This is a genomic window from Phenylobacterium sp. GW823-FHT02A09 (assembly GCF_058797775.1).
On sequence record NZ_JBXAJZ010000004.1, the window covers coordinates 743,899 to 761,933 of the forward strand.

An 18,035-nucleotide genomic window follows, 5' to 3' on the forward strand; every position below is an offset into this window, starting at 1 on the left:
ACCGATGGCCGCGCCGCGCGTCAGCCTGGTGATCCCGACCCAGCGCCGTCTCGACGGCCTGGGCGTCGCCGCGCGCTCGACCTTCCGCCAGCAAGGCGTTGATTTTACGAGGCTTGAGCTGGTCGTCGTCGATAACGACCAGGCGCCGTCGGCGCGGCCGCTGACCGCGGCCCTGGCCGCCGAGGCGCCGTTCCCGGTGATCTATGTTCACGAGCCGGAACCCGGCGTCGCCAACGCCCGCAACGCGGCGCTGGAGCAGGCGAGCGGCGAATTCATCGCCTTCCTCGACGACGACGAAGAGGCGCCCGAGGGCTGGCTGGCGGCGCTGCTGGCCGCTCAAGCGCGGCTGGGCGCGGACGTCGTGTTCGGCCCCGTGCGCGGTCGCGCGCCCGAGGGCGTGACGCGTCATCGCAGCTACCTCGAACGCTTCTTCTCCCGCGAGGGGCCGGAGACGGCCGGGGTGCTCGACCATTACTACGGCTGCGGCGACAGCCTGATCCGCCGTGCGGCGCTGCCGGACCCGAAGCGTCCGTTCTCGCCGATCCGCAATCACATTGGCGGCGAGGACGACCTGCTGTTTGGACAGATGCAGGCGGCCGGCGCCGTATTCGCCTGGGAGCCGGCGGCCTGGGTCTGGGAAGATCCGGTCCCCTCGCGTCTGACGCTGCGCTACACGATCCCGCGCGCCTTCGCCTACGGCCAGGGGCCGTCGGCCGCGTGCGCCGCCGCCAGCCCGCCCGACCGCGCGGGCCTTGCCAAATGGATGGCGCAAGGACTGGTGCAGGCAGGGGTGTTCGGGTTGCTGGCCGGCTGCAAGTGGCTGGTCCGGGCGCCGGATTTCGCATTCACGCTGGACCGCGCCGCGCGCGGGCTGGGCAAGACCCTCTGGTGGGGGCCGTTCAAGATCCAGTTCTACGGGTTGAGGGCAGGGGCATGAGCATCATTCGCGACTGGACGCCCGACAAGGCGCGCCGCTTCACCAAAGAGAATCTGGTCTTCCAGCATGGCCTGCACGAGCGGCCGATGTTCGACGACGCGGGGCTAGAGGAACTGCTCGACCGCTATCCGCGCGAGAAGCTCGGCGTCTTCACCATGGGCGAAGATCCCGTGGCCTGGACCACCTGGCGCAAGGGCTCGGCCGGGACGTTGAGCGGCTCGAAGCTGCTGGAGGCCGCGCAGGCCGGCCGCATCTGGCTGAACCTGCGGGCGACCAACGATCACCTGCCGGAGTACGCGGCGCTGGGCGACGAGATCTTCGCCGAGAAGCAGGCCCAGACCGGCGTGCGGACCATGAAGCGCGACCTGGGGATGCTGATCTCCTCGGCCAATGCGCAGGTGTTCTACCATCTCGACGTGCCGCTGGTGTCGCTGTGGCAGCTGCGCGGGCAGAAGAAGGTTTGGGTCTATCCCGTCGCCGACCCCTATGTCGGCCAGGAGGTGCTGGAGCGCATCGTCCTGAAGGAGACCGCCGAGCAATTCACCTTCGACCCCGATTGGGACAAGGGCGCGCAGGCCTACGACCTGACGCCCGGCGCCATGGTCACCTGGGCCCAGAACGCGCCGCACCGGATCGAGAACGGCCCGATGCTGAACGTCTCGCTGTCGATCGAATTCATGACCCCGCAGGCGCTGATGCGCGCCAATGTGATCTACGCCAACGGCGTCATGCGCCGCCGTCTGGGCGCGCGGCCGCGGGTGCAGGACGGCTTCACGCCGGTCGGCCTGGGCAAGGTCGCCGTGGCGCGCGCCGCCAAGGCGATGAAGCTGCAGACCCCGCACGAGCGGGTCCTGCCGGTGACCTTCAAGCTGGACGGCGGCCGGCCGGGAACGCTGCTGCCGGCCTGATCGGCTGCATGTAATCTCGATAGTTACGATATAGGCTCCGCGGGTCGAACGCCCCCGAGGAGCGCCCATGTCCTTTTCCGATCCCGAAGCCGTCGCGCGTTACGCCGAAGGCCCGCCGCGCTTGGCGCCGGGCTTCCTCGACCTGCAGCGCATGGCCGCGCTGCTGCTGGCCGAGCGAGCGCCCGCCGACGCCCATATCCTGGTGCTGGGAGCCGGCGGCGGGCTGGAGCTCAAGGCGTTTTCCGAACTCTATCCCGGCTGGACCTTCGACGGCGTCGATCCGTCGGCGGAGATGCTGAAGCTGGCCGAGCGGACGCTGGGGCCGCTCGTGTCGCGGACACGGCTGATCGAGGGCTACATCCACGATGCGCCGCCTGGGCCGTTCGACGGGGCGGCCTGCTTGCTGACTTTGCATTTCATCGCGCACGACGAGCGGCGGCGGACGCTTTCGCAGGTGCATCGGCGGCTGGCGCCGGGCGCGCGTTTTGTGGCGGCGCATCACAGCTTTCCGCAGGGCGCAGCCAAGGCGAAGTGGCTCAAGCGTTACGCCGCCTTCGCGGTCTCGTCCGGCGTGCCGGCCGCGGACGCCGAGCGGGCGATCTCGGCGATCGACGAGCGGCTGCCGACGCTGTCGCCCGATCGCGACGCGGCGCTGATGGAGGAGGCGGGCTTCAAGGACGTCGAGTTGTTCTACGCCGGCTTCAGCTTCCGCGGCTGGGTCGCAACGGCCTGATGGGCGGCTGACGGGACGTCAGTCTGGACACAGAGCGTCGGGCGGGCGCGTACTTGCGCGCAAGAACGTGGGTACGGGAGCGCCCCGACATGCAGTCTTACGATCTCATCGTCGTCGGCGGCGGCATCGGCGGGTCGGCGCTGGCGACCGTCATGGCCCAGGCGGGCCGTTCGGTGCTGCTGCTGGAGCAGACCGAGGTCTACGAGGACAAGGTCCGCGGCGAGTGGATCGCGCCATGGGGCGTGGCCGAGGTCCACCGGCTGGGGCTCTACGACCTGCTGGTCGCCGCGGGCGGTCACCACATCACCCGCCACGTCACGTTCGACGAGTCGATCGACCCCGGCGCCGCCGAGGCCACGGCCCTGCCGCTGAGCATCTTCCGGGAAGGGGTGCCGGGGCCGCTTTGCCTGCGCCATCCGCTGCACTGCCAGACGCTGTTCGATGCGGCCAAGGCGGCGGGCGCCGTCGCGCTGCGCGGGGTGATCGTGGGCTCGGCGGAGGCGGGGCCCAGGCCGCGCGTCGTCTACGAACATGACGGCCAGGCGCATGAGGCGACGTCCCGGCTGCTGGTCGGCGCCGACGGGCGCGCCTCGCAGGTGCGCGAGGCGGCCGGGATCGCGCTGCACCAGGACAAGCCGCATCACTGGTTCGGCGGGCTGCTGGTCAGGGACGTGGTCGGCTGGGACCCGCAACTGCAGGCCATCGGGACCGAGGGCGACTTCGCCTTCCTGGCCTTTCCGCAGGGCGAGGGGATGGTGCGGGTCTATGGCGGCTATGCGCTCGACCAGGCGCAGCGGTTCAAGGGCCCCGACGGCGCGCGCCGGTTCCTCGACGCCTTCGACCTCGGCTGCAGCCCGGCCAATCGCTGCCTGACCGCCGGCGCGCCGGCCGGGCCGCTGTTTTCCTACGTCAACGCCGACAGCTGGACCGACGAGCCCTATCGCCAGGGCGTGGTGCTGGTCGGCGACGCGGCCGGCTGGAACGATCCGATCATCGGCCTGGGCCTCTCGATCACCTATCGCGACGTGCGGATCGTCTCGGAGCTGCTGAAATCGACCGACGATTGGGAGCAGCTCGATTTCGCGCCCTACGGCGAGGAGCGGGCCGAGCGCATGCGCCGCCTGCGCTTCGCCGCCAAGCTGCAGGCGGCCATCGACATGGAGTTCGGCGAGGCCGCCCGCGCGCGCCGCCGCCGCCACTTCGAACGCGCCGCCGCCGATCCCAGCTTGAAGATGCACAGCCTGGCGGTGATGGCCGGGCCCGAGGCCGCGCCCGCCGAGATTTTCACCGAGGCGCACCGCGCCCGCGTGCTGGAGGACTGAGTGGACATCGCCGACTACAACGCCCGCTGGTTGGCGGCCTGGACCGCCAAGGACGTCGACGCCCTGTGCGGGTTCTACAGCGACGACGTCGTCTACAAGGACCCGCAGACCGCCAGCGGACTGACCGGCCAGGCGGCGCTGCGGGCCTATCTGACCGGACTGTTCGCGGCGACCCCGGCGATGACCTACACGCCCGACGAGATCTGGCCGATCCCTGGCGGGTTTTGCGGCCGCTGGTACTGCGACATCGCCGGCGGCGGCCGGATGCGCGGCTTCGACCTGGTGATCCTCGACGGCGACAAGATCGCGCTGAACGAGGTCTATGTGCACCAGTTGCCGGCATGAGCGCTCGTCCCGACATCCGCGAGCCGGGCGAGATCGACGCGGCTTGGCTCTCGGCGGTGCTGGCGGCCGGCGGCGTCGACGCCTCGGTCCGCAGCTTCGAGGCGAGGCCGGTCGGCACCGGCCAGATCGGCGACAGCGTCCGCTTCGCGCTGACCTATGACCGCGGCGGCGACGATGCGCCCGCCGCCCTGGTCGGCAAGTTCCCCGCGGCCGGCGCCGAGAGCCGTGCGACCGGGATCATGCTGGGCAACTACCTGCGCGAGGTGCGCTTCTACCAGCAGCTGGCGCCGACGGCCCTGGTGCAGACGCCGCGCTGCTACTTCACCGACGTCGACGAGGCGACCAGCAACTTCGTGCTGATGATGGAGGACTTGGCCCCGGCGGTGCAGGGCGACCAGCTGACCGGAGTCAGCCTGGAGCAGGCGCGGCTGGTGGTCGAGCAGGCGGCGCGGCTGCACGCCTCGCACTGGGGCGACGCGGGGCTGGACGAGCTGCCCTGGGTCTCGGGCTCCAAGGCCGCGCCTGCCAGCGCCGCCAACGAGGAGATGGTCGCCGCGCTCTGGGCCGGCTTCAAGATGCGCTACGGCGCGCGCATGACGCCGGAGTGGACTCGGGTCGGCGACTGGCTGGCCCCGCGCTTTGCGCAGTTCGCGCGCACCGAGGACGGCCCGCGCTGCCTGACTCACAACGACTTCCGGCCCGACAACATGATGTTCGGCACGCCGGCCGGCGGATATCCGGTGGCGGTGCTGGATTGGCAATCCTACGCCTATGGGTGCGGGCCGACCGATCTGGCCTATTTCCTGGCTGGGGCGCTCGTGCCCGACGTCCGCCGCGCCAACGAGCCGGCGCTGCTGCAACTCTATCTTGACACCCTGGCGGCCAACGGCGTGCAGGGGTTCGGCATGGCGGACCTGAAGCCGCTCTACGGCCGCGGCGCCTACCTGCTGTTCGCCACCGCCTTCTTCGCGGCGATGATCGTCACCCAGACCGACCGCGGCGACGAGATGTTCCTGCAGATGATCGGCAGCGCCAGCGACCACCTGTGCGATCATGGAGTCGTGATCGGATAGGCGGGGGAGGCGTTCGTGCTGAAGGGCAGCTGCCATTGCGGGGCGGCGGGTTGGACGCTGACCGGCGATCCTGGGCGGGTGACGGCGTGCAACTGCACTCTCTGCCGCCGTTATGGGACGCTGTGGGCCTACGACTTCGAGAACGAACGGATCACGCTCGCCGGGCCGACGTCGTCGTACACCCGCGCCGGCAAGGACGAACCCTCGCTGGAGGTCCTGTTCTGCCCGACCTGCGCGGGCGTGCTGGCCTGGCGCGGCATGCGGGCGAATCCGGACGGACGGCGGCGGATGGCGGTCAACCTGCGGCTGGCAGAGCCGGCGGAGGTGGCCGAGCTGCCCATCGACCACTTCGACGGCCTCGACACATTCGACGACCTGCCGGCCGACGGCCGCTGCGTGCGCGATCTCTGGTCTTGAGCCTCAGACCCGGCGCGCCGGGACTACGTCGCTGAAGATCGAGAAGCTCTTCCAAGCCGGTTCGACGGGGGCGGCGTCCGCCTGGGGCACGTAGGGCGAGGGGGCCTTCTGCTCCAGCTCAGGAATGTAGCGCGGGCAGTTGGGGAAGATGTCGCCGGGCGTGACCTCGACCAGCAGCTGGGCACCGGGCCATTCGGCCATCTGCGGATCCTCGCGCAGCACCCGGGCCGTTCCGTTCACCCGCAGCCGCGCGGGCTTGGCGCCGACGCCCAGGAACAGCAGGCCGACATGCGGATTGACCTCGACGTTGCCGAGGCTGCGGAACATGCCGTTGCCGTCGTAGTCAGGAAACACCAGCCGGTCGGGCGCGAGGATGCGGACGAAGCCGGGATCGCCGCCCTTGTAGGAGCAGTCGGGACGTCCCTCCGCGTCGGCCGTGGCCAGGAAGAAGAACGGCAGGCCCTCGATGAGGGCCTTGTCGGCGTCGGTGAAGCGGTCGTGGCGCAGCCGCTCGTAGAGGCGGTCGGCCAGGGCCTGGCTCTCGAACTCGGCCTGCAGCCCGCGTTGCCCCGAATGATACATGCGGCCTCCCTTTTCGCGGGAGGCTAGCACGAAAACGCCGCCGGCCTCGCGGCCGACGGCGCTCGATCTGATCGGATCAGGTGGTCGCTCAGGCGGCGGCGAACGCAGCCTTGCGGCCGTGGCTGCGCAGGGCAGCGCCGGCCAGGCCGAAGCCCATGATCATCATCGCCCAGGTGGCCGGCTCCGGCACCGCCGAGGGCACGTCGAGAACGGCGCGGCCGCCGGTCACCGTGCGCGGGCCGCCGGCCGACTGGAACTCGTAGGACGAGGACAGCAGGTTGGCGCCGCCGTCGGTCAGCGGGAAGAAGTCGAGGCGCAGCTGCTGGGCGTAGCCGGCGGTCGAGATCCGGAAGCCCTGGCTGGGCAGCGAGACCCAGTCGGCGAGGCTGGCGTTGTTGTAGGTGAATTGCGAGAAATTGCCCGCGGCCGAGGCGGTGATGTCGACGGCCAGCAGCGAGGTCAGGGCGTCGTTGGTCGTGAAGCTGCCGGTCAGCGTGCCGCCGCCCTGCAGGGTCACGTTGTCCAGCGTGAACACCTTGGCGGCCCAGGCCGGCGCGGCGGTGGCGATGGCGGCGATGGCGGCGGTGATGGCGATCAGGCGCTTCATGTCGGTTCCAAATCGGGAAAGCTGAGCTGTGTTGCACACGTCTAAGCAACAATGGGGCCAGCACTGCAAGTTAATGGAGCGATGTTCGCCGAACGGGCGATGGGGCGCGGTCCGCGCCGCTTCACGTGCGCGTAAACCCCATTGGCTTACGTGACGTCGCGCTCTTACATGACTCGCCGACGCGCGACGGACGCGCATTTATCGGGAGCGGAACAATGGGCGAAGCCTATATCGTCGCAGCGACGCGGACGGCCGGCGGACGCAAGGGCGGCAAGCTGAAGGATTGGCATCCGGTCGATCTGGGCGCGGTGGTCCTCAACGATATCGTCGAACGCACCGGCGCCGATCCGGCGCTGATCGAGGACGTGGTCATGGGCTGCGTCGGCCAGGTCGGCGAACAGGCGATCAACGTCGCGCGCAACGCGGTGCTGGCCTCGAAGCTGCCGGAGAGCGTGCCGGCGACCAGCGTCGACCGCCAGTGCGGCTCGTCGCAACAAGCCCTGCAGTTCGCCGCCCAGGCGGTGATGAGCGGCACCATGGACGTGGTGATCGCCGCGGGCGTCGAAAGCATGACCCGCGTGCCGATGGGCCTGTCGGCGGCGCTGCCGGCCCAGAACGGCTTCGGCAACTACATGAGCCCGCGGATGAAGGAGCGCTATCCGAACATCCAGTTCAGCCAGTTCATGGGCGCCGAAATGGTCGCCAAGAAGTACGGGCTGACCAAGGACGAGATCGACCAGTACAGCTACGAGTCGCACCAGCGCGCGATCGCCGCCACCCAGGCCGGCAGCTTCAAGAACGAGATCGTCGCGATCGAAGTGGTCGACGCCGAGGGCAACAAGACCCTGCACACCGTCGATGAAGGCATCCGCTTCGACGCCAGCCTGGACGGCATTCGCGGCGTGAAGCTGCTGGCCGAAGGCGGCGCGCTGACCGCCGCCTCGTCCAGCCAGATCTGCGACGGCGCCTCGGCGGTGATGGTCGTGTCGGAGAAGGGCCTGAAGGAACTGGGCGTGAAGCCGCTGGCCCGCATCCACCACCTGTCGCTGCTGGGCCACGACCCGGTGATCATGCTGGAAGCCCCGCTCCCGGCCTCGGAACGCGCCCTGAAGCGTGCGGGCATGAGCGTCGACGACATCGACCTGTTCGAAGTCAACGAGGCGTTCGGCTCGGTGCCGGTGGCGTACATGAAGCAACTGGGCGTTGCGCGCGACAAGATCAACGTCAACGGCGGCGCGATCGCTCTGGGCCACCCGCTCGGCGCCTCGGGCACCAAGCTGATGGCGACCCTGCTGAACGCCCTCGAGCAGCGCGGCGGCCGCTACGGCCTGCAGACGATGTGCGAAGGCGGTGGTATGGCGAACGTCACCATCGTCGAGCGACTCTAAGGTTCCGTTCCGGCTCCGGACGGAGCCGGGTCGCAGCCTAGAGGAGCTACCCCATGACCGGACGCGTCTATGCAATCACGGGCGCGTTCGGCGTGCTGGGCTCGGCCGTGGCGCGCGCCGCCGCGGCCAAGGGCGCCCGCGTCGCCCTGATCGATTTCGCGAAGATCCCGCCCGAGGGCCTGGGGGACGACTGCGGTCCCGAGGGCCTGATCCTGGGCGGGGTCGACCTCACCGACGCCGTGGCCGCGGGCGCGGCGATCGATGCGGTGGACCGGCACTTCGGCCGGCTGGACGCGCTGATCAACGTCGCCGGCGGCTTCCGCTGGGAGACGCTGGAAGAGGGCTCCTGGGAGACCTGGCACCAGCTGTTCCGGATGAACGTCCTGACCGCCACCAACGCCAGCCGGGCGGCCATCCCGCATCTGAAGCGCAGCGCCAGCGGCCGCATCGTCAATGTCGGCGCGAACGGCGCGGTGAAGGCCTCGCTGGGCATGGGCGCCTACGCCGCCTCCAAGGCCGGGGTCCACAAGCTGACCGAAGCCCTGGCCGAGGAGCTGAAGGCCGACGGGGTGACCGTCAACGCCGTGTTGCCGTCGATCATCGACACCCCGACCAACCGCGCCGACATGCCGAACGCCGACTTCAGCGCCTGGGTGACGCCGGCCGACCTGGCCGCGGCGATCCTGTTCCTGGCCTCGGAAGAGGCGAGGGCGGTGACCGGCGCGCTGCTGCCGGTCACCGGGCGGGTCTGACCTTTCAGTTGCTCCCCGCTCGGAGGGGATCTGAGGTCGTTTCACACCCACGTCATGGATGTCCCCTGCCCGGCGAGGTAGCGCGCCGCTCCCCGGCGTGGCCGGGCCGCCGCGGATGTGGGGGCGGCCTTACTTGGAAGTTCCAGCAGGGGAAGTTCCAGCAGGGGACGTCCCGGTAGGGGCGATCCGCCAGATCGTCTTGCCGACGTCGTCGGCGACCAGCAGGGCCCCGGTCTTGTCGACGGCGACGCCGACAGGTCGGCCCTGCGCCTCGTCCTTCTTGTTGAGGAAGCCGGTCAGGAACGCCTCCGGCGGGCCGCTCGGCTTGCCGTGCGCGAACGGCACGAACACCACGCGGTAGCCGCTGGGCGGCTTGCGGTTCCACGAACCGTGCTGGCCGATGAACACCCCGCCCTTGTAGCGGGCGGGGAAGGCGTCGGCATTGTAGAAGGCCAGCCCGAGCGAAGCGGTGTGCGAGCCCAGGGCGTAGTCGGGGACGATGGCCTTGGCGACCAGATCCGGGCGCTGGGGCTTGACCCGCGCGTCCACATGCTGGCCGAAGTAGCTGTAGGGCCAGCCATAGAAGCCGCCGTCCTGCAGGCTGGTCATGTAGTCCGGGACGAGGTCGTCGCCGAGCATGTCGCGCTCGTTCACCGCCGTCCAAGCAACGCCGGTGGTCGGCTCGAAGTCCAGGCCGTTCGGATTGCGCAGGCCCGAGGCGAACACCCGCGCCGGGCCGGCGGGCAGGGGATATACGATGACCGCGGCGCGGTTGGCCTCGTTCTCCATGCCGTTCTCGCCGATGTTCGAATTCGAACCGACGGTGGCGTAGAGCTTCGTGCCGTCCGGACTGGCGACGACGTTCTTGGTCCAGTGGTGATTGATCGGGCCGCCGGGCAGGTCGAAGACCTTCTCGCCGACGCCGATGATCTGGGTCTGGCCGTCCGAATAGGGGAAGGCGACGACGGCATCGTCGTTGGCGACGTAGAGCTTGCCGCCGGTCAGGGTCATGCCGAACGGGCGCTTCAGTCCCTCGGCGAAGGTGGAGCGAACCTCGGCGACGCCGTCGCCGTCGCCGTCGCGCAGCAGGACGATGCGATTGGGGCTGGCCATGGTCGCGCCGGCCTTGTCCTGCAGGCGGTTGGCGATCATCGCGGTGATGCCTTTGGCCTTGGTCGGCTCCGACGATGCTTCGGAAACCAGCACATCGCCGTTGGGCAGCACCAGGAGCCAGCGAGGATGGGCGAGGTCGCCGGCATAGCGTGTGACGGTGAAGCCGGCCGGGGCGACCGGCGCGGCGCCCGCCGGCCAGCCGACCGCCTGGCGAGCGTTCAGCGTCGGGATCAGGCTCGACTTCGGCGGCGGCAGCTGCGGGTCGGCTCCGAAGCCGGCGAAGGGCTCGTTCGAGCCCTGGCCGCAGGCGGCGAGGACCAAGGCGGCCAGCGGCGGGCCCATGCGGGTCAGGGCGGATTTCAGCGGAATCATGACGCAGGCCTTTGAAGGAACGGGGATATTTGATCACCTGGCGGAGGCTCGCGCCAGCGCCGCAGCTCGAATGTTTGACAACGTTATCGGGCGCGCGGAGCATGTTCGACAAACGCGGCCGTGCAGCGGCCAGGGGAGGGACGGCATGGTCGGCAAGGCGGGTGCGCTGGGCGCAGCCATGGCTCTGGGGATCGCAGGCGCGGCCCAGGCGCACGGCGAGATCGTCAAGATCGAGAGCGGCCGTCTTCAGGGCGTCGTGCAGGACGGGGTGGTCGCCTTCAAGGGCGTGCCGTTCGCCGCCCCGCCGGTCGGCGACCTGCGCTGGCGGCCGCCGCAGCCGGCCGCGAAATGGACCGGGATCCGCAGCGCCGCCGCCTATGGCCACGACTGCGCCCAGAAGCCGTTCCCCAGCGATGCTGCCCCGCTCGGAACCGAGCCGGCCGAGGACTGCCTGGTGCTGAACGTCTGGCGACCGGCTGGCGCGCCGGCGAACGCCAGGCTTCCGGTGATGGTCTGGATCTATGGCGGCGGCTTCGTGAACGGCGGCTCCTCGCCGGAGGTCTATTCCGGCCATCAGTTCGCCAAGCAGGGCGTGGTGCTGGTCAGCTTCAACCATCGCGTCGGGCGGTTCGGGTTCTTCGCCCATCCGGCGCTGAGCAAGGAGAGCCCGGACGGGCCGCTCGGCAACTACGGCTTCATGGACCAGATCGCGGCGCTGAAGTGGGTGCAACGGAACATCGGCGCCTTCGGCGGCGACCCCGGCAACGTGACCATCGTCGGGGAATCGGCGGGCGGCTTTTCGATCCACGCCCTGATGACCACGCCGCTGACCAAGGGCTTGTTTCACAAGGCGATCGTGCAGTCGGGCGGCGGCCGCGGCAACATCAATGCTGGGCGTCAGATCAGCGGCCAGGCGCCTGGCGGTCCGCCGTCCGGCGAGCAGGTCGGCCTGGCCTTCGCCAAGAGCGTCGGGATCGAGGGCGAGGACGCCGCGGCCCTGGCGGCGCTGCGCCAGTTGCCGGCCGACAAGGTCGTCGCCGGCCTGAACATGATGACCATGTTCACCCCGACCTATGCCGGGCCGATGGTCGACGGCCAGATCGTGACGGGCGAGCCGGGACGGATCTATGCGGCCGGGGGCGGCGCCGACGTGCCGTTGATCGTCGGGGCCAACAGTATGGACATCGGCTTCTCCATGGCCAAGACGATGGACGAGGTGTTCGCGCCGTTCGGAGCCGAACGCCGCGCGGGCGCGGAGACGGCGTACGATCCGGGCAAGAGCGGCGACGTCCGCAAGGTCGGGACGGCGGTCGCCAGCGACACCATGATGGTCGAGCCGGCGCGGTTCGTGGCCAAGGCCTGGGCCAAGGCCGGGCGGCCGGTCTACGCCTATCGCTTCAGCTATGTCGCCGATGCCATGCGAAAGGAGTGGCCGGGCGCGCCGCACGCCACGGAGATCCCCTATGTCTTCGACACCGTGAAGGCCAAGTACGGCGAGGCGCTGACGCCGGCCGACGTGGCGATGGCGCAGCTGGCCAGCGCCTATTGGGTGGCCTTCGCCACGACCGGCGATCCGAACGGCGGAGAGCGTCCGACCTGGCCCCGTTACGAGCCGGCGGGCGACCAGATCCTCGACTTCGCCAACGACGGCGCCGCGGCGCAGGCCGATCCGTGGAAGGCGCGGCTCGACCTCGTCGAGCAGGTCGCCGACGCGAAGATGCGCTGAGGCGGCCGGGGCGCGAGAATCCGCGTTATATCTGCGCGGATGAAGGGCGACGCAGCGTGACGACGACGATCAAGGACGTGGCGGCGCGGGCTGGGCTTTCAGTGATGACGGTCTCGCGCGTGCTCAACGGCGAGCGTCACGTCAGCGCCCAGGCCCGCGAGAAAGTGCAGGCGGCGATCGAGGCGCTGGGCTATCGGCGCAACGTCTTCGCCCGCGGTCTGCCGGGCGCGCGTTCGTTCCTGATCTGCATGCCGGTCCCGGAGATGATCTCCGACTACCTCGCCGAGGTTCAGCAGGGGGCGGTCGAGCGTTGCCGCGCCGAGGGCTATCATCTGGTCGTCCAGCCTTATGACGAGGGCGACGAGCTGACCGAGGAGCCGGTGCGCTCGGCGCTCGCGGCGCTGCGGCCGGACGGCTTTCTGCTGGCGCCGCCGATGAGCGACAACCTGGCGGCGATGGACGCGTTGGAGCGGGCCCGAACGCCCTATGCGCGGCTGGCGCCGAGCCGTGGACCTGGGCGCGGCGCGTGCGTTGCGATCGACGAGGTGGAGGCGGCGCGGGCGATGACCGCGGCCCTTCTGGACCTCGGGCATCGCCGCATCGGGTTTGTCGGCGGACCGGCCGGTCATGGAGCGTCGGCCTGGCGGCTGACCGGCTATCGGCGGGCGCTGGCCGAGCGCGGCGTCGCCGGCGATCCCGACCTGGAGGCCGACGGTGATTTCATGTTCGAGAGCGGCGAGGCGGCGGGCGAGCGCCTGCTGCGGCTCGCCGAGCCGCCGAGCGCGATCTTCGCCGGCAATGACGACATGGCGCTTGGGGTGATGACCGCGGCCCAACGGCTGGGACTGTCGGCCCCTAACGACCTCTCGGTCGCCGGCTTCGACGGGGGGGAGATCGCCGAGCTGGCCTGGCCGCAGCTGTCGACGGTACGTCAGCCGGTGAGGGCGATGGGGGCGGCGGCGGCCGCCGCGATCATCGCCATGGTCGAGCGCGGCGAGCCGAGCGCCAGTTCACAGCAGCTGGATTTCACTCTGCTGATGCGGGCCTCGACGGCGGCTGTCTAGGCGGCCGGCGCCGCGCTGGAGGCGCGGACCTCGATCTCGAACGGCAATTGCAACGCGAGTTGGTCGAGCGCCTCACCGTCGGCGAGCGTGATCAGCATCTCGGCGGCCGCGGCGCACATGAGGTCGACCGGCTGGTGGGCGGTGGTCAGCTGCGGTGAGCTGAGGCGTGAGACACGGTTGTCGTCGAAGCCGGCGAGGGCGAGATCGGCGGGCGCCGACAGCCCGAGCTCGCGGGCCGCGGCCAGCACGCCTAGCGCCATCTTGTCGTTGGCCGCAAAGACCGCCGTCGGGCGATCGGCAGGAGCGAGCAGGGCGCGGCCCGCGGCCATACCGGACTCGAAAGTGAAGTAGCCCTGGGCGATCCGGTGCGGAGGGGCGGCGAGCCGGGCCTCATCCATCGCCCGCTCGAAGCCCGCCTGGCGCTGTTGCGAGGCGCCGTGGTCAGGGTGGCCCTGGACGAAGCCGATCGCCCGGTGCCCGAGTTCGATCAGGTGGCGGGTGAGGGCGTAGGCGGCGGCTTCGTCGTCGATGAAGACGCAAGGGGCGGACTCGCGCGCTGCGCTGGGGGCGATACGGACGTGGGCGACGCCGAGCTTGTCCAGCGCCGCCATGGCGGCGGGATCGTCGCTGATCGGCGGGGTCAGGATGACGCCGTCGAGCCGCAGGCTGGAGATGATCTGCTCGATCTGCTGGGCGACGTCGGCCCGCGAGTCGATCGGCTCCACGACCAGATGGTAGCCCGCCTCGCGGCAGCGGAGCAGGGCGCCGGCCTCGCCCTGGGTGACGTAGCTGTAGTTCGGGTTGTCGTAGAGAAAGCCGATCAGTCGGGAGCGGCCGCCGATCAGGCCGCGGGCGGCGTTGTTGGGGCGGTAGTCGAGGGCGGCGGCGGCGGCCAGTACGCGCTCGCGGACTTCCTTGCGGACGTGGGGCTCGCCGTTCAACACCCGCGAGACGGTCTTGAAGGACACCTCGGCCTTGGTGGCGACGTCTTTGATCGTCGGTTGCCGGGACAAGCCAATCTCCAGCCGTGCGGGAGGAAAGCTCTCGCGCGCTTTGCGTGCGACGACAACCCGGCGTCGGCCGCCGGCAAGCTTCAGGTTGTGATTGACAACGTTATCAGAACGGTGTGTCTACGCGTCGCGCCAACCCGCGCAAAAAACTGGCGGGTCCCGGATGCCCCCGGGACCCGCCGCACTTTGTCAGGCGATGTCGGCGTCGGCGCCGACTAGGCCATGCCCATGACATCGGCTTCGAACAGGTCCACGCGCTGGCGCGGCTCGCCCATGGTCATCGGCCGCAGGCCGAGGTCGGCCATGAGCGCGGCGTCGGTGTCCTTGTCGGGATTGGCGGTGGTCAGCAGCTTGCCGCCGATGAACATCGAGTTGGCGCCGGAGAGGAAGCACAGCGCCTGCAGTTCGCGGCTCATGTGCTCGCGGCCGGCCGAGAGCCGGACCACGGTCTTGGGGCAGACGATGCGGGCGACCGCGATCATCCGCACGAACTCCAGCGGATCGACCGCCTCGGAGTCGCCCAGCGGGGTGCCGGGGATCGGCATCAGGTCGTTGATCGGCAGCGAGTTCGGATGCTCGGGCAGGGTGGCCAGGGCGTGCAGCAGGCCGGCGCGGTCGGTGCGGGTCTCGCCCATGCCGACGATGCCGCCGCAGCAGGTGTTCATGCCCACGCTGCGCACGGCCTCCAGGGTGTCGAGCCGGTCCTGATAGGTGCGGGTGGTGACCACCTGGTCGTAGTAGTCCGGCCCGGTGTCGAGGTTGTGGTTGTAGTAGTCGAGGCCGGCGTCCTTCAGCGACTGGGCCTGGTCGCGGGTCAGCATGCCGAGCGTGGCGCAGGTCTCCAGGCCCAGCGCCTTCACGCCCGAGATCATCGCCGCCACCTTCGGCACGTCGCGGTCCTTCAGGTCGCGCCAGGCCGCACCCATGCAGAAGCGCTGCGCGCCGCCGGCCTTGGCGTCCATCGCCGCAGCGATGACGCTGGTCGCGTCCATCAGCTTGCCGGCCTTCACGCCGGTCTCGAAGTGCTGGCTCTGGCTGCAGTAGCCGCAGTTCTCGGCGCAGCCGCCGGTCTTGACGCTGAGCAACTGCGAGAGCTGCACCTCGCTGGGATCGAACCAGGCCCGGTGCACCGCCGCGGCCTGGAACACCAGCTCCATGAACGGCAGCTCGAACAGACCCTCGACCTCCGCCAGCGTCCAGTCGTGACGCGGCTCTGCGGGATCGAACTTCATGCGCGCATCTCCACCGGCCAGGGGGCCGTCTGGCGATGCCCGAGCAGGGCGCTGAGCGCGGCCTCGGCCTCCCGGCGCTCTTGCTCCAGCACCTTCAGGCGTTCCGAAAGCCGCGAGACGGCGTAGTCGATGTGGGCGCTGCGGTCGCCGCCGGCGTCCTGGCGGCTGAGGATGGCGGCGATGTCGTCGAGCGAGAGGCCCGCGCGCCGGAACTCGGCGATGGCGCCGAGCCGCGAGAGCGCGTCCTCGTCGTAGCGGCGGCGGTTGAGCTGGTCACGGCCGGCGCGGACCAGGCCGAGCTCCTCATAGTAGCGGATCGCCCGGGCCGTCAGGTCGAGGCGGCGCATCACTTCGCCGAGCGGGATGCTCTGGGTGGGGGATGTCATCTGCATCATGCGAACTCCACGAGGACTTCGTCGGCGGCGACGGAGTCGCCGGCCTTGGGACCGACCGTCTTGACCACGCCCTCGCGCTCGGCCCGGATGATGTTCTGCATCTTCATGGCTTCGACGACGGCGACGGCCTGACCGGCCTGGACAGTCTGACCCGGTTCGACATCGAGGCTGACGACGAGGCCGGGCATAGGCGAGAGGATCATCTTGGACGTGTCGGCCGCCTGCTTGGGCGGCAGCTTCTGGTGCAGCTCGGCCGAGCGCGGGGTCAGCACCAGCACGTGGACGAGGGCGGCGCGATGGCGGACCATGAAGCCCTCGGCCGCCGGCTTGACGCTGGCGGTGAACGGTCGGCCGTCGAGCTTCGCCTTGAACAGGGGCAGGCCGGGACGCCAGTTGATCTCGGTGAGCTGGACCGTCCGGCCGTCCTCGAAGGCGACGGTGACGTGGTCGCCGCCGTTGGTGACGCGGACCTTGCGATGGTCGGGGCCGGCGACCACGACCCACTCCTCGCGCACCAGCTGCGGCGCCGAGCGCGCGGTGAGGCGGCGGTGCATGGCGCAGGCCGTCGCGGCCATCAGGTCGCGCTGGGCGGGCGTCGGCTCGACGCCGTGGAAGCCTTCGGGGAATTCGTCCTTGATGTAGTTGGTCGAGAGCTCTCCAGAGACGAAGCGCTCCTGGTCCATGACCGCGGCCAGGAACGGGATGTTCTGGCCCAGGCCCTCGATATGGAAGTCCTCGAGCGCGCGGCCCATGGCGGCGATGGCGCCTTTGCGGTCGGGGCCCCAGGTCGAGAGCTTGGAGATCATCGGGTCGTAGAACATCGAGATCTCGTCGCCTTCGCGCACGCCCGCGTCGTTGCGGACCTTGGCGGCGCCGGCGTCGCCCTCAAGCGGCGGCGAGTAGCGAACCAGGCGGCCGATCGACGGCAGGAAGCCGCGATAGGGGTCTTCGGCGTAGATGCGGCTCTCGATCGCCCAGCCGTTGATCGACAGGTGGGACTGCTGGAAGGCCAGCTTCTCGCCGTAGGCGACGCGGATCATCTGTTCGACCAGGTCGACGCCGGTGATCAGTTCGGTGACCGGATGCTCGACCTGCAAGCGGGTGTTCATCTCCAGGAAGAAGAAGCTCTTGTCCTGGCCGGCGACGAACTCGACGGTGCCGGCGCTGTCGTAGTTCACGGCCTGAGCCAGGGCGACGGCCTGCGCGCCCATCGCCGCGCGGGTGGCCTCGTCGAGCAGCGGGGAGGGGGCCTCCTCGATGACCTTCTGATTGCGGCGCTGGATCGAGCATTCGCGCTCGAACAGGTGGACGACATTGCCGTGCTTGTCGCCGAGCACCTGGATCTCGATGTGGCGCGGGCTTTCGATGAACTTCTCGATGAAGATCCGGTCGTCGCCGAAGCTGGCCTTGGCCTCGGCGCGGACGGCCGGGAAGCCCTCCTCGACGTCCTGCTCGTTCCAGGCGACGCGGATGCCCTTGCCGCCGCCGCCGGCGCTGGCCTTGATCATCACCGGATAGCCGATCTCGGCGGCGATCTTCAGGGCGTGGGCGACGTCGTCGATCTCGCCGACATGGCCGGGAACGGTGGAGACGCCTGCCTTGGCGGCGAACTTCTTGCTCTCGATCTTGTCGCCCATGGCCTCGATGGCCTTGGGGTTGGGACCGATGAAGACGATGCCCTCGTCGGCCAGGCGCTTGGCGAAGCCGGCGTTCTCGGAGAGGAAGCCGAAGCCCGGGTGCACGGCCTGGGCGCCGGTGGCGCGGCAGGCGGCGACGATCTTGTCGGCGACCAGGTAGCTCTCGGCGGCGGGCGAGCCGCCGATGAAGACGCTCTCGTCGGCCATCTCGACGGCCATCGAGTCGGCGTCGGCCTCGGAGTAGACGACGACCGTGGCGATGCCCATCCGGCGGCAGGTCTTGATGATGCGAACCGCAATCTCGCCGCGGTTGGCGATCAGGATTTTCGTGAACATAAATCGCGACCTACAGCGGGATGTTGTCGTGTTTCTTCCAGGGATTGGCGAGTTGCTTTCCCTGGAGGTTCTTCAAGGCGTTGGCG

17 protein-coding genes and 1 pseudogene are annotated in these 18,035 nt (G+C 69.8%); 11 read left to right on the plus strand and 7 right to left on the minus strand.

The genetic code is table 11. The features are described 5' to 3' along the window. Positions 1-4: 4 nt before the first annotated feature. The 7 genes from AC1Q87_RS20040 to AC1Q87_RS20070 all read left to right on the plus strand — a co-directional run bounded on the left by AC1Q87_RS20040 (position 5) and on the right by AC1Q87_RS20070 (position 5,735). Positions 5-937: a glycosyltransferase family 2 protein gene (locus AC1Q87_RS20040; RefSeq protein ID WP_492610596.1), complete on the plus strand. Its 933-nt coding sequence runs from the start codon at positions 5-7 to the stop codon at positions 935-937. Continuing rightward, the gene (locus AC1Q87_RS20045; RefSeq protein ID WP_492610597.1) at positions 934-1,845 is read left to right on the plus strand and encodes a hypothetical protein; all 912 of its coding nucleotides are present in this window, start codon (positions 934-936) and stop codon (positions 1,843-1,845) included. The genes AC1Q87_RS20040 and AC1Q87_RS20045 overlap by 4 nt, the downstream gene beginning before the upstream one ends. Before the next feature lie 67 nt (positions 1,846-1,912). Then, positions 1,913-2,578, plus strand: a complete 666-nt coding sequence (locus AC1Q87_RS20050) for a class I SAM-dependent methyltransferase (protein ID WP_492610598.1) — start codon at positions 1,913-1,915, stop codon at positions 2,576-2,578. Positions 2,579-2,667: 89 nt separating this feature from the next. After that, positions 2,668-3,900, plus strand: coding sequence for an FAD-dependent oxidoreductase (locus tag AC1Q87_RS20055; RefSeq protein WP_492610599.1), 1,233 nt, complete (start codon positions 2,668-2,670; stop codon positions 3,898-3,900). After that, the gene (locus AC1Q87_RS20060; RefSeq protein WP_492610600.1) at positions 3,901-4,245 is read left to right on the plus strand and encodes a nuclear transport factor 2 family protein; all 345 of its coding nucleotides are present in this window, start codon (positions 3,901-3,903) and stop codon (positions 4,243-4,245) included. It begins immediately after the preceding gene. Further along, positions 4,242-5,318 (plus strand): phosphotransferase, encoded by a 1,077-nt coding sequence (locus AC1Q87_RS20065; RefSeq protein ID WP_492610601.1) that lies wholly within the window; start codon positions 4,242-4,244, stop codon positions 5,316-5,318. The genes AC1Q87_RS20060 and AC1Q87_RS20065 overlap by 4 nt, the downstream gene beginning before the upstream one ends. A 15-nt stretch (positions 5,319-5,333) precedes the next feature. After that, positions 5,334-5,735 carry a GFA family protein gene (locus AC1Q87_RS20070; RefSeq protein WP_492610602.1) on the plus strand — a complete coding sequence of 134 codons (402 nt, stop codon included), beginning with the start codon at positions 5,334-5,336 and terminating at the stop codon, positions 5,733-5,735. A 3-nt stretch (positions 5,736-5,738) separates the two neighbouring features. Here the strand turns inward: AC1Q87_RS20070 and AC1Q87_RS20075 are convergent, their stop codons facing one another. Further along, a complete protein-coding gene (locus AC1Q87_RS20075) occupies positions 5,739-6,317 on the minus strand; it encodes a pyridoxamine 5'-phosphate oxidase family protein (RefSeq protein WP_492610603.1) in 579 nt (192 codons plus the stop codon). An 88-nt stretch (positions 6,318-6,405) separates the two neighbouring features. Beyond that, positions 6,406-6,519 (minus strand): annotated as a pseudogene (locus tag AC1Q87_RS20080) (PEPxxWA-CTERM sorting domain-containing protein); the annotation flags it as partial. Between the two features lie 620 nt (positions 6,520-7,139). Between AC1Q87_RS20080 and AC1Q87_RS20085 the strand changes: the two are divergent. Next, positions 7,140-8,312 (plus strand): acetyl-CoA C-acetyltransferase, encoded by a 1,173-nt coding sequence (locus tag AC1Q87_RS20085; protein ID WP_492610604.1) that lies wholly within the window; start codon positions 7,140-7,142, stop codon positions 8,310-8,312. 53 nt (positions 8,313-8,365) lie between these two features. Continuing rightward, positions 8,366-9,064, plus strand: a complete 699-nt coding sequence (locus tag AC1Q87_RS20090; RefSeq protein ID WP_492610605.1) for an SDR family NAD(P)-dependent oxidoreductase — start codon at positions 8,366-8,368, stop codon at positions 9,062-9,064. Between the two features lie 129 nt (positions 9,065-9,193). Here the strand turns inward: AC1Q87_RS20090 and AC1Q87_RS20095 are convergent, their stop codons facing one another. After that, positions 9,194-10,549, minus strand: a complete 1,356-nt coding sequence (locus AC1Q87_RS20095; RefSeq protein ID WP_492610606.1) for a PQQ-dependent sugar dehydrogenase — start codon at positions 10,547-10,549, stop codon at positions 9,194-9,196. A 145-nt stretch (positions 10,550-10,694) separates the two neighbouring features. Here AC1Q87_RS20095 and AC1Q87_RS20100 point away from each other — a divergent pair, with 145 nt between their 5' ends. Further along, positions 10,695-12,275, plus strand: a complete 1,581-nt coding sequence (locus AC1Q87_RS20100; protein ID WP_492610607.1) for a carboxylesterase/lipase family protein — start codon at positions 10,695-10,697, stop codon at positions 12,273-12,275. A 56-nt stretch (positions 12,276-12,331) separates the two neighbouring features. After that, positions 12,332-13,339 (plus strand): LacI family DNA-binding transcriptional regulator, encoded by a 1,008-nt coding sequence (locus AC1Q87_RS20105; protein ID WP_492610608.1) that lies wholly within the window; start codon positions 12,332-12,334, stop codon positions 13,337-13,339. Here the strand turns inward: AC1Q87_RS20105 and AC1Q87_RS20110 are convergent. The 4 genes from AC1Q87_RS20110 to AC1Q87_RS20125 all read right to left on the minus strand — a co-directional run bounded on the left by AC1Q87_RS20110 (position 13,336) and on the right by AC1Q87_RS20125 (position 17,949). After that, positions 13,336-14,352, minus strand: coding sequence for a LacI family DNA-binding transcriptional regulator (locus tag AC1Q87_RS20110; RefSeq protein WP_492610609.1), 1,017 nt, complete (start codon positions 14,350-14,352; stop codon positions 13,336-13,338). The two genes, AC1Q87_RS20105 and AC1Q87_RS20110, sit on opposite strands and share 4 nt — an antisense overlap. A gap of 212 nt (positions 14,353-14,564) precedes the next feature. Continuing rightward, the gene (gene bioB / locus AC1Q87_RS20115; protein WP_492610610.1) at positions 14,565-15,581 is read right to left on the minus strand and encodes a biotin synthase BioB; all 1,017 of its coding nucleotides are present in this window, start codon (positions 15,579-15,581) and stop codon (positions 14,565-14,567) included. After that, positions 15,578-15,973, minus strand: coding sequence for a MerR family transcriptional regulator (locus tag AC1Q87_RS20120; protein ID WP_492610611.1), 396 nt, complete (start codon positions 15,971-15,973; stop codon positions 15,578-15,580). Before AC1Q87_RS20120 ends, bioB begins: the two co-directional genes overlap by 4 nt. After that, entirely contained in the window at positions 15,973-17,949 is a 1,977-nt protein-coding gene (locus tag AC1Q87_RS20125; protein WP_492610612.1) for an acetyl-CoA carboxylase biotin carboxylase subunit, read from the minus strand. The genes AC1Q87_RS20120 and AC1Q87_RS20125 overlap by 1 nt, the downstream gene beginning before the upstream one ends. Positions 17,950-18,035 lie beyond the last annotated feature (86 nt).